At 42.8% G+C, this 11,572-nt stretch carries 9 protein-coding genes; 7 read left to right on the plus strand and 2 right to left on the minus strand.

The window, feature by feature from the left end:
- Positions 1 to 6 precede the first annotated feature (6 nt).
- From WC903_08585 to WC903_08595, 3 genes are read left to right on the plus strand one after another with little or no spacing between them, the layout of a single operon-like run.
- Positions 7 to 255: an acyl carrier protein gene (locus WC903_08585; GenBank protein MFA5893999.1), complete on the plus strand. Its 249-nt coding sequence runs from the start codon at positions 7 to 9 to the stop codon at positions 253 to 255.
- Between the two features lie 2 nt (positions 256 to 257).
- Positions 258 to 677, plus strand: a complete 420-nt coding sequence (locus WC903_08590; GenBank protein MFA5894000.1) for an acyl-CoA thioesterase — start codon at positions 258 to 260, stop codon at positions 675 to 677.
- Positions 678 to 734: 57 nt separating this feature from the next.
- Positions 735 to 2,783: an ATP-binding protein gene (locus WC903_08595; GenBank protein ID MFA5894001.1), complete on the plus strand. Its 2,049-nt coding sequence runs from the start codon at positions 735 to 737 to the stop codon at positions 2,781 to 2,783.
- Between the two features lie 4 nt (positions 2,784 to 2,787).
- Here WC903_08595 and WC903_08600 read toward each other — a convergent pair whose 3' ends face one another.
- Both WC903_08600 and WC903_08605 read right to left on the minus strand, forming a co-directional pair.
- Positions 2,788 to 3,294: a response regulator gene (locus WC903_08600; protein ID MFA5894002.1), complete on the minus strand. Its 507-nt coding sequence runs from the start codon at positions 3,292 to 3,294 to the stop codon at positions 2,788 to 2,790.
- Positions 3,294 to 3,767, minus strand: a complete 474-nt coding sequence (locus WC903_08605; protein MFA5894003.1) for a hypothetical protein — start codon at positions 3,765 to 3,767, stop codon at positions 3,294 to 3,296. Before WC903_08605 ends, WC903_08600 begins: the two co-directional genes overlap by 1 nt.
- A gap of 437 nt (positions 3,768 to 4,204) precedes the next feature.
- Here WC903_08605 and WC903_08610 point away from each other — a divergent pair, with 437 nt between their 5' ends.
- From WC903_08610 to WC903_08625, 4 genes are all read left to right on the plus strand, one after another.
- Positions 4,205 to 4,552 (plus strand): hypothetical protein, encoded by a 348-nt coding sequence (locus WC903_08610; protein MFA5894004.1) that lies wholly within the window; start codon positions 4,205 to 4,207, stop codon positions 4,550 to 4,552.
- 369 nt (positions 4,553 to 4,921) lie between these two features.
- Complete coding sequence (locus WC903_08615) at positions 4,922 to 5,722, plus strand: outer membrane lipoprotein-sorting protein (GenBank protein MFA5894005.1); 801 nt, start codon at positions 4,922 to 4,924, stop codon at positions 5,720 to 5,722.
- A 21-nt stretch (positions 5,723 to 5,743) separates the two neighbouring features.
- Positions 5,744 to 6,637 carry a hypothetical protein gene (locus WC903_08620; protein MFA5894006.1) on the plus strand — a complete coding sequence of 298 codons (894 nt, stop codon included), beginning with the start codon at positions 5,744 to 5,746 and terminating at the stop codon, positions 6,635 to 6,637.
- A 26-nt stretch (positions 6,638 to 6,663) separates the two neighbouring features.
- A partial coding sequence (locus WC903_08625) for a FlgD immunoglobulin-like domain containing protein (GenBank protein MFA5894007.1) occupies positions 6,664 to 11,572 on the plus strand: 4,909 nt, incomplete at its 3' end.

The raw sequence follows: 11,572 nt of genomic DNA on the forward strand, positions 1-11,572 counted from the left end.
GCCAGAATGTCACAGGAAAATATAGAAATAAAAGTAAAGCAAGTCTTGTCGAAACAATTGGAAATAGATATTAATAAAATCAACACAGAATCTTTGTTAGTCAATGATTTAGGCATGGATTCATTTGGAGCAGTTGAGCTTGCCTTTGGATTATCAGATGAGTTTAATATCAAAGTCCCCTTAGAAGATTTAGGCGCAATTAAGAAAGTAGAAGATGTAGTTGATTACATTGGAAAAAAACAAGGAGGGAAATGATTATGGAAAAAGAGTTTGTTTTTGAGAAGACCGCTTATTTGCATGACACTAATCTGTTTGGGAACGTTTATTTTGCTCGTTATTTTGAATGGCAGGGAATGGCAAGAGAGGAATTCTTTAGGCAAGTTATGCCTAATATCCAACAATTTCTAAAATCTGGTATTAGACTGGTCACAATTGACGCTTCTATGCAATATAAAAAAGAGGTTACGCTATTTGACCAGGTTTTAATCAAATTAGCAGTTGATAATCTGAAAATAAGCACATTTGATTTGATATTTACATTTGTAAATAAGAATACTAATGATGTTATTGCGACTGGTAAACAAAAAATCGGCTTTACGGACGCTTTATACAAAGTGATTCCCATACCAGATGAATTTAAGATGGGTTGGGAAAAACTAACAAAAAATATGTTGTAAGCTATACCGTCGCGGGCTTAAAAACAAAACATGAATCCATATTCTATCCCTCCTTTGATGGCTGCAATAGTGGCATTACTATTGGGGCTATTAATATATTTTAAAAATAGGAAGTCGGAGAGGAATATCGCCTTTGCATTATTATGTTTGTCTACAATTGTCTGGCAACTTACTTGGACAATACTTTTTAATATACATGACAACGGAATCGCGGCGGTCCTTGTAAAAGTTGGTTATTCTGGAATAATCTTTCTTCCTATAACTATATTTCATTTCGCCGTAAAATATGCAGAAAAGAAAATCGATCGTATAATGTCATATATTGCATATGCGATAGGAGGCATCCTGTTAATTGTTTTATGGGGTACGGATTATTATATCAAAGGAGATTATCAATACTTTTTTGGGTATTATCCTAAGGCCTCTTATCTTCACCCCTTTTATTTAGTCCTTTTATTTATTCTCGTTTGTCGTTGCTATATTATATTTAATTCCAAACTAAGAGAGAAGGAATCTTCCGTGTTCCAAAAAGATCAGGCAAGATATCTAAAAATGTCGGTTGTGGTTTATTCCGTTGCGGCAACGGATTTTTTGGCCAATTATGGGATAGAGTTCTATCCGGTGGGATTTATTTTTGTTGTCTTGTCTTTGGGCATTATAGCTTATACAATCACTAAACATCGCTTGATGGATATATCTGTTATCATTAGCCGTTTAACGGCAGAGATAATTTCTATTGTATTCTACGGGACTATTTATCTTATTTTAATTTGGTTGTATCGAATAAATGTTTCTACTAACACAGATTTATTGTTTGTATTGTGGAGCATGGTGTATGGAACGATCGTCGGCCGCACTCATCATCCAGTCCGTCTTTTCTTGCAAACAACATCAGACAAATTGTTTCTCCGTGGTAAATACGATTATTATAAAGAGCTATCTAACGCCAGCGCCAGAGTAGGGAGGAAGCTATCTCTCGCATCCATTCTCGGCATCCTTTATGAAACTTTTCACGATGTTGTAGAAATATCAAGTCCAAGAATATTTCTGCCCGAGAATTTCTCCGATCCACAAAAGCCTTCCGGTCGCTATGTGGTCTATGACGGGGAGCCCTTTTCTCCGTTAACAGATGGGCCGGCAGTTGCTGTGGATAGCCCGCTTGTAACGAAGCTCATTTCCTCGCGACACACCGAATTCATGATCAAAGAGATAAATGCCTGTCTTGTGACGCCGTGTATGCTTGAGGATCGTCTGATCGCCTTTTTCGCGCTGGGGCCAAAACTTTCGGAAGACCCTTATACCGATGAGGACATCCGCCTGCTTGAGGTCCTTGCCAGCCAGGTGGCGATCGCCCTCGATCACACGAGATCCTACGAAAAGATAAAAAATGATTATGATGCGAATGAAAAGAAGCTTTATGATACGGAAAGATTGTTAGCCCGTTCGGAAAAAATCGCGTCAATGGCTAATTTAATTCAAGAGTATAATCATGAGATCAAAACGCCACTGGCTATTATGAAAAGCAAAATAGAATTATTGGATAACGAAGGGGATATTGGGAATCTCAATGATTTTAAGAAATATATGATAGAACAAATAAATCGGGCTAGTGATATCGTCGAAAGCACTTTGCGGCTTAGTACCCCAACGGCGCGCCAAGAAATAGAAATCAATCTTAATGATGTTATAAACACGTCGTTGCAATTGTTTCCGCCTAGCGGGGTTCATTTGATAAAAGAATTAAATCCGACGCCGCTGATCATGGGGGACAGAGATGATCTGCAAACAGTATTTATCAATCTCATAAAAAACGCGGTGGAAGCCATGCCCGACGGCGGGGATTTAAAAGTTTCTACTTATTCGGCGATTGAAGCCAACAAGGCGGTAGCGTACGCCGAAGTTTCCGACACCGGCGCGGGAATCCCGGAAGAAAACATGGAAAAAATCTTTGAACCGTTTTTCAGCACCCATGTAACTAAAGGCCGAGGGTTAGGCTTATCAATTGTCTTTCGCATTATTCGGGAGCACCTGGGTAAAATTGAGGTAAAAAGCAAGGTTGGGGTCGGTTCAACATTTAAAATGCAGTTTAAGGCGCTGAAAAAATAGTCTATCAGGTTTCGCCTGCGCCCTTTTTCTTTTCTTTTTCCAACTCTTCCAAGCGCGTGTATTTTTTCTCGCGTGTCTCATCGATCATATGCCCGATTTCTTCCTGAAAAACACGATCGACGGTATCAATTAATTCTTGCCGGTTAAAGGGCTTTCTCAAATAAGCAGCCGCCTTTCCCACCGACGGGTGAGTGGTCACATTTAATTTTTCCTCGTCTTCGTAGGCGGTCAGGATAATAATCGGCATTAATTTAAAAAACGGTTCTTTCTTGCGGAATTCTCTAATAAATTGCAAGCCGTCCATTTCCGGCATTTTTAAATCCAAAATGATGCATTTCACCTTGTTTTCCGCTAATCCCAATAAGCGTTTGTTTTTATCCAGAACCTCAAATGCTTCTATCCCATTATGCGCAATAACTGCGTTGTATCTTTCCGTCCTCCGTAATATTTCTGCTATATTTTCTGCTGTCTTAATTTCATCTTCCACCACTAAAATCAACGGCTTTTCCATTATCTATCAGCTCCTTTATAGATTGAATAACCATGCCAGGTTTTATAGCACCACTTAAAATATTCCAGAAAAGCCCGGATCGGGCCGGCGAGAATTCCCCAGATAAGCAATGGAGGGTAGAGTATAATTCCAAAAATCAAAATGTCCTGAATAATGTGCCCGATCATGCCGGGGACTTTCTTCCTTTTTTCTGCGAAAGCCCTTTCGGCTTCCCGCCTTTGTTCCGCCATATTGATACCTCTCAAATAAGCCGCTTTCCAGGCATCCTCTTTCCACTTGGGATATTTTAAAAGTTCGATCGCATCCTGGCGAACATATTTTCTCACAGTTTCCCAGCGATCAACCGTAATGCCGATAATGCCGATGATTAACCCATAAATTAATGACCAGGCCAACACAAAGGGCAAGGTTAATATAATGAAGAGGATAAAAATAGCTTTGTGCGGGGCGAGAAAACTTTCAATAGATTTCATTTGTTTTTCCTTTTAAAAGGCTGTTGTTGTTGTTATTATAAGATAGACTGCTTTATCAAGTCAAACTCATTATCTGCTTTTCCCGAGGATGGCGCTTTTTTATGACCCGCTTGAGGTCTTTGATCGCCACTCTGGTATAAATCTGGGTCGAATCGAGCGATGCATGACCCAGCAACGCCTGCACGTGCCGGATATCCGATTACCTGATGGATATTCATCGCCAGGCCCAAATCGGCCCCGGCTTTCGGCAGTGGCTTCCCTTTTTCCCCATAGCCCAAAAAGCGGGAAGTGAGCACAAGTTAAACCGGCCAAAGGCCGATAATACATACGTGCTGATATGGTTAAGAAAAAATGCACATGGAAAAGTGCAGTGAAATTTTCGCCAAAATCTGCCGATAAACATCAGGATAGTCTAATCGATCTCTGGAGATACATCAATGAAATTAGACGATAAAATACAAACCAGACGAGTCGCTTACCTCCTCAAAGGAGAGCAATCCACTGCCTTTGAGCTGGCCTTATTGTACTATATTTTAGCCACACGAAGAAGCGCCGAAGATAAGATCGCTGACGCCTGCCTTAAATCGATCCAGTGGCTGAAAAAAGTGGAAATCGGTATCTCCGATGACATTTCTCTGCTTAAACCATCCGATCAATTAAAATCACTCGAAAGAGCGTTAGTTAATAATAAAGCTATGATCTGCCGACAGGCAGACCTGCCGGATCGGCAGGCGTTGGTACACGCCATCCCGATTAATAATTGGGATTTTGGGTTAGCTTACTAAATATAGTTAGCTGATCACTTAGGTATTGACGTCCAGTGCTTCCTTATTCCTCAATTGGGGAAAGGGAAGTACTGGACGTTTTTTATTGGGTGGGGTGTCGAAATTTCGTCAAAAGGTGACGAAAAATTCGACAGTTGACTGAGGATAAAACATGAAAATTATGATAAAAACGGGAAAAAATAAAATAGGGATAGCTGGCAATAAAATTGCTTACTACACATTATAATGGTGTTGATGGTAATGGCGAAAAGGAGTAATAAACATGGTAAAATATAGATGTTCAAAAACGGAGGCGCGGCATGCGTGATTTTGATACCTCCCGTATCTATCTTTTTTCTTTCCTCACATATTTTCGTAAAGGAGTAAATTATGTCTAAAAAATTGCTAGTGATCGCAGCCGTAGTTTTATTCGCTTCATCCATCCAGGCCGTTGATTTACCCGCCGCAGCGGGCTTGACCATTGATGAGATTATCAACAAAATTCAATCCAACCAATCCAAGATCAAAGACATGTATGCGGAGACCACTACAATCATAACCTCAAATATGGTCATGCCTGGTCAGGAAAGCAAAGGGCCTCAAAAAATAACCCAGAAATCAAAGATGTGGACGAAGGGGGAGGACAAATCAAAAATCGAAATGCTGTCACCAACCAGGCAAATCACTATTACTAACGGCGATCAAATGGCGATAATCGATCCCGAAACGGGGCAGAAAACGGTGCAGGATATGTCGAAAATTAAGGGTCAGATGCCAGGGGGCAAGGGTCAAGGAAGTATGAATCTAGACAAAGCCAAAGAGTTTTTCTATTTTTCCGCCCGGAAGATTACCGCTGCGACTGCCGGCGGCAGCGACACTTATATCATTACCGGTGTGCCGAAGCAACAGAATCGGTTTATGGGGAAGATGGAATTTTATGTTGACAGTGAAAAGTGGCTGCCGACCAAGATAATGATGTATGACCCGAAGAATAAGCCGATGAGCCAGACGGAGATCGAGTACTCGTCCGTTGAAGACGGCTCGGCAACGGCGGCGGAAGGGTCGGTTATTTTCGTTCAATCAAAAAACAAATCCGTTATCAGCTCACCGATGGGGAAGATGGAGGTCGGGGTCGAGTATGGCGCTGTTAAGATCAATAGCGGTATAAGCGATGACGAATTTACAATATAGAAAGGAATTGTTATGAGGGTAATGAATATTCGGGGTAATACAGGTTTGATATCAGCGATTGCTTTATTATGCGCAATAAATATGCCTAGTCCATCGTTTGCGATTGATCAGGCGCCTTATGGGGCGTTCAAATCAAAGGCGGGAGACATAAGAGATGCCATTAAAGAATATGAAAATGATTCAAAAAGTAAGTTAATAGATATAAGTCTGAATGCTGAAATCCCCTCAACAATGTATGCTGGGGATAAATATGTTATTAAGGTCCACATTATTGGTAATTATGATAATAATGAAAGCCATGATATTAATGCAAATACTGTCATGGCTTTTCCTGGTTTTGCGCAAGAAAAGAGCAATGTTATCAATTTAAATGAATACAATTATTACGCGCCAACTACTGAAGGAGAATATAAGGTCAATATTAATGCTTCTTATCAAGACAAGCAAATATCCAAAACTTATGTGATTAATGTGATTAACAATGCGGATGAGTACATTTCGGCCTTGAATGTTTATGGCGGAAATCTATCCTTGTTTGGGGTAGAAGGGCTTCTTGCCGGGGGGAGGGTCAACTCATTCCTTGATGGTGTATTTTATGCCACTGCCTATACTAGGAAAAGGAATATCGGCTCAGATTCATACATAGTAGGTGGCGAGGGCGGAACCAAGTTTTTAAGCAAAAGAATATTTAATCAAGTGTATGTATACGGGGGATTAGGCATAGGATTTGATGTTTACTCGAGCGGTGGTCCCGGTTTTATGTTTGGACCGACTGATTCTATAACTAATATTTATTTGGATCCAAGCGTTGGCTTAATAATAAATGTGCGTTATTTTTGTGTTTTTACGGAAGCTAAGGCGAATATTTACAATGGAGATTCGATAGGCATGATTAGGTTTGGCTTGGGAATATAATTAAGTAAAAGCAGTATTGTGAGATTATGAAAAAGATATTAATATTATTGTTGTTACTCTTGTGCATAAAAGGAGCATCAAATGCCTCCTTTTATGACGGGACTGTTACTTATCCAAAATATTTAGTAATTCTTGTCCATGGAATAGGCGGAAATTATGCTAACTGGACAGACAAAAAATATGATGATATTAAAAACATTGATATTAATAATCTTGATAATTATGGCTCCTATGGAGGGTTTAAAAAACACCTTGAAAAACCAGTGTCTGAAGGCGGGTTAGGATTAAAGGGGAATGTATATGCTTATAACTTTTCTGCGCCTTGTGGGTCGGCAATAAATAATGCACGCGAATTAGGCGATCGAAAATATCATAATCCTACGCCAGAAATGGGCGGCTTATGTTGGCTAGCGAAAGCCAAAAACGATTTCAAAAACAATTTTAAAAAAGTCGTAGGAAGAGACCCGTCGTCATCCGAATGCCCATCAAGATATATTTTAATTGTTCATTCGCTGGGCAATTACGCCGCAAGGGGATATATTTACTCGAACAATTTAAAAGGCATGTTTAAAGAAGGGTTTTATAATTACGATGTCGACAAGGTTGTTTTTGTTGATGCTGTCTTAAATGGATCAACAATGGCTTATGTGCCTTTTGCCACTGCCTATGCTATTGGCTCTTATGCTTCCGATCAATTTAATAATCTTCAGAATAATGGCTTGCCTCAATTTGATTGGAGTTCTTTAAAGAAGAAAAGTTATTTGGAAACATTTTCTGAAATACGCAGTTATACGAAAGAGGGGCTAGCCTCATTCGCGGCTCTTGCCGCCCCATATATTAAAGATCAGTTGCTCGGTGGCGATTTATTTGGACCATATCAATTTGGGGCTGATATATCTGGTGCATTTATTATGGTTCCGCAATTATATAATTCGTTGGGAGGTTTGCGAATCCCTAATACAGCTTGGGGAGGACTTCCCGATTTACTGCCAGGGGAATATTTTGGAAATACAGCCAGATTGCTTAATAATGTGGAGCCATTGCCGCAGGAGTATGAACCTACATATAGCATTGTCTATGGCAGCGGCATGCCTGTATTTGAGCCGTATGGAACAGCAGCTAAAGAAGTGGCTCAATTATTCTCTAATACTAGATACAATTATGATTGTGCTCAATATATTGAACAAGGCGCTTTAACTAATGGCTTTGATTCTTATGATATAACTAAACACGTAGAAAATGACTTTCTTGGCAAGTTTCTAAATATGGGGTACCAAAAGCTGACGCTTTTCCATCCATCATTTTACGGGTTACCAACTTCTCAGGCAAAACTTCTCAGCTTACTCATGGCAAGATATGGGGCTGGTTTTTATACTAATGACGGGGATGGGGCTGTTAATATTCAGAGCCAAAAAGGAGAGAACATTAAGTATCTATCAAAGGCATTAAGACATCAAAAGGTGTTTAAAAGCGAAAAGTTTGAAAAATACTTAAATAATGACTTCCCTGTTATTGTTGCTGGATGTGAGGTTGCGATTGCTGCGTCTGCTGCCGTTTTGGCATGGGGAGGGACTCCTTATCCAATAGCCTGGGAAAGTTTTTGGTGGTATCGTTTTGGCCCAGCAGCTTCTCTTGTTGTTGAAGTATATAATGATAAGGATGAAATCAATGAATGTATTGAAGCGCACTCGGGCATCCTAAAGGAAAACGCTACGCTATCTACAGCCCTTCTAGATTCGGTTGCTATTTTTGAAACCGTTGATCTTCAAACTATTGCTTCCAGCGAAGTTGGCGGCTCATTAGAAGCGTCGGCGCTATCTTTTCCTTTAGGTTCAGTCGTTCCCTCCGGCTATGAATCCATCAAAGTCAAAAGCATGACCGAAAACAGGAGCGCAATCGGCACTGTCAATCTGCCTGTCCCGATGACGCTTAAAGCGTTGTCCGCTTCAGGGGAAGGGGAAAGAAAATATGTGACGCAAATGACCGTGACCAAGCCGCCTACGCGGATCGCCGGAAAATTGAATTATCTGGTCCCGGCCTTAATGAAGAAATTTGAATATTCTTTCAATTTCGCCGCCTGGAAGCCGATCGAAAACGTGAATCCCGAAACCGGAGAATTTGTTTTGGAGAATTTGCCCTTTGCAGAAGGCCAAAACGTCCTGGCCGTCCGCGCCGAAAATGCCGTCGGTATAAAGTCCCATCAATTGCTGAAAATAATCCTTAACACCATCCCTTTACTAGCCTCCGAATTTTCTCCCATACCGGGGACATATACCAAGAACAACCAGCCGACTTTCAAAGGGAAATTCGCCAAAGCTGCTTACAGCGGCGATCCGCTGGAAAATGTCAGCTTAACTACAGCTAGGCTAATGATTGGGACGGAAGAAATTGACGTTACCGGACAGGTCAAGACCACGATCGGCGGCGGGACATACGACAAGCATATGTGGTTTGAATTTACCCCCGACGATCCGCTCCCCGACGGGCAATATACTCTGGTCGTTGTGGCTAACAGCAATGTCGGGATATCCCAGGCAGTTATGGACCTAACAATCGATACCACTGCGCCGACGATTGCCATGACACCCCTGCAGCCATATTCCCCCCGCGCCCCGGCCACGATTCGCTGGTCCGCTTCCGACGAGGCCTCGCCTAATCTCACCTCCGTCCGCTGTGATCTCTACGACTCAAGTAATAATCTAGTCACCACCATCGCCACCACCGATTCCCTCTCCAAAGGTGAAAATTTCTTCTCTTGGAACCCAGCCGAAACCAGCATTCCTGCCGATGGCTCTTACAAAGTAAAAATTAAGGCCTTCGACTTGGCCGGAAACTCCGCCGTTGCCGAACAACCGATTGTCATCGATTCAACCCCACCCACCGTTGCTACTGTCCACGTTGAGCCCAACCCCATGACCTCCAAGACCACCGAGCTGGGACTTACTGCCCGATCGGATGAGAAATCAACAGTGATCATTAAACTTAACAATACAACCAATAATTCAACGACCGCTTATCTTACCCAAGCCGCCCCGGCTTCAGATGGGAAAGGCGGCTTCCTCGCTGCCTATAGTTGGAAATACGGTGATATGTTTGCGAAAGGGCCGGAGGACGGGATTTACCGGGTTGAGGTTATCGCCCGCGATGAGGCCGGGAACGAAAGTGTCCCGAAGACATTGGAAGCCGTCCGTATCGACCGAACCCCGCCAAAAATATATGGTCAAATCACCAGTCCTTACGTCTTATCAAATATCGGTAAAAACGCTTATCAAACAACTTTGTCATATAATCTTTCTGACGCTTCGAACGTGAAAGTAAAAATATACAACTCCAACACCGGCACGCTTGTAGATACCATTCCTGCGGCGCCGGCGGCCAATGGTGCAAATCAGATCGCCTGGGATGGCAGCAGTTCGGCCCTGCCCAAAGGGGCGTACCGCTTTCAAATAATTGCGGAGGACGATATTGGCAACGTCGGCACAGCTTATGCTTCTTGCGTCAAGGATGGGATCGCGCCCGAAATTTCTTTCCCGGCGGAGGACGGAACCGAAGTAGCGGGGACGATCTCCATTCGCGGCACCGCCATTGATCCCGATTGGACCAACGACAAGCCGTTCAAAGATTATCGGGTATATTACAAGAAAGCCGGTGCAGATTGGCAAAGCGATTATATTGAAGTTCCTCAAGTCAATCGCGACCCTAAAGATCCGAAAAATATTTCCATTCGACCCCTGCAAAACAACTCGACTTTAGCCTATTTGTATACGAATAACCTTGAGAACGGCGATTACACAATTAAGGTTGAGGTTAACGAGGAAAACGGCGAGACATTGGCCGCCTCTCGTCTTATTAAGGTCAATAACGATTCAATGACTGCCTCCTCAATTCAAGCCCCATATGTCAAATTAAAATCTATTCAGCCATTGATCGAATTCAAAAGCGACGACTCCGTCAAACTGCCGCTCGGTTTCATCAACAGCGTCAAACCAGCCAATGTCTATGTTGAGGTCACAAAGACCGGAAGCGTTGAAACGCCGGTATACTTTAAATACTTCCCGAATATCCTCGGCGCGCCGTTCATCGGCAAGCCGGATTATAAAGCTGGGACTGATCTTGGTTACTTTATCTGGAGTGACGATGACGGATATCATCTTCGCTGGTCGGTTGATGGCTCAAACCACAAGTTCACTGGGAATATCATTTTAACCAGCGGCGCTGGTTATTCGGACGTTAAAACGATCGGCGGCGGCATAACTGTGAAATCCCCCCTCATCAGCTGGGATAGTTCAATATCAGGTGGGGAAGGAGGCATCGACTTCAAGGTTGCTGCCGGCCAGCTGATGATCTCGACTAAAACTGATGAAGACCCGGCTTCCCCCTCAATTACCGCCGATAATGTTTATCTCGGCATTTCAAAATTCAGTCAACAATATCTGCCGATAATTATCGATGTTGCCGGCCAGCGGCTGGTGGATGTTTCCAGCATGGGAAAAGCGGCTGAATCATCAAATCTTGAGCGGTCAACCCAAACGATCGACTGGAACGGCAAGCTCGATACCGGCGCGTATGTCGATAATGGCAGTTATATCGTCCGGGTCCGCGCGGAAGGGGTGGATGGGGTAGGGGTTGCTACCGATGAAGCGATGGTAGAAATCAAGACTCCGTTTGAAATTTCCAACTTAAGGGCTGATCCAGCCGACCGGAAATTCAGCACCATCGGCGGGATCGATCGGGTATCGGTCTTCTATAATGTTTCCAAGGATTCGATCGTCACGGCGAATGTGTTTGACAGCAGTGATAAATATGTCGCGACTATTGCTAATGGGAAAGAGGTTCTGGGGACAACCAATCTGAATAACCAGCTCTCGGTGGTCTGGCGGGGCAATTTCCCCGATCCTGACAGTGGGACGGTGGTAACGGGAGGGACGTATAAGA

The sequence above is a fragment of the Candidatus Margulisiibacteriota bacterium genome, assembly GCA_041658645.1.
Classification (GTDB): Bacteria; Margulisbacteria; WOR-1; order O2-12-FULL-45-9; family XYB2-FULL-48-7; genus JBAZZV01.

What these genes read in the sequence shown, in the direction of transcription:
- WC903_08585 (MFA5893999.1), top strand. Translation starts at nt 7, where the DNA reads ATGTCACAGGAAAATATAGAAATAAAAGTAAAGCAAGTCTTGTCGAAA.
- WC903_08590 (MFA5894000.1), top strand. Translation starts at nt 258, where the DNA reads ATGGAAAAAGAGTTTGTTTTTGAGAAGACCGCTTATTTGCATGACACT.
- WC903_08595 (MFA5894001.1), top strand. Translation starts at nt 735, where the DNA reads ATGGCTGCAATAGTGGCATTACTATTGGGGCTATTAATATATTTTAAA.
- WC903_08600 (MFA5894002.1), bottom strand. Translation starts at nt 3,294, where the DNA reads ATGGAAAAGCCGTTGATTTTAGTGGTGGAAGATGAAATTAAGACAGCA.
- WC903_08605 (MFA5894003.1), bottom strand. Translation starts at nt 3,767, where the DNA reads ATGAAATCTATTGAAAGTTTTCTCGCCCCGCACAAAGCTATTTTTATC.
- WC903_08610 (MFA5894004.1), top strand. Translation starts at nt 4,205, where the DNA reads ATGAAATTAGACGATAAAATACAAACCAGACGAGTCGCTTACCTCCTC.
- WC903_08615 (MFA5894005.1), top strand. Translation starts at nt 4,922, where the DNA reads ATGTCTAAAAAATTGCTAGTGATCGCAGCCGTAGTTTTATTCGCTTCA.
- WC903_08620 (MFA5894006.1), top strand. Translation starts at nt 5,744, where the DNA reads ATGAATATTCGGGGTAATACAGGTTTGATATCAGCGATTGCTTTATTA.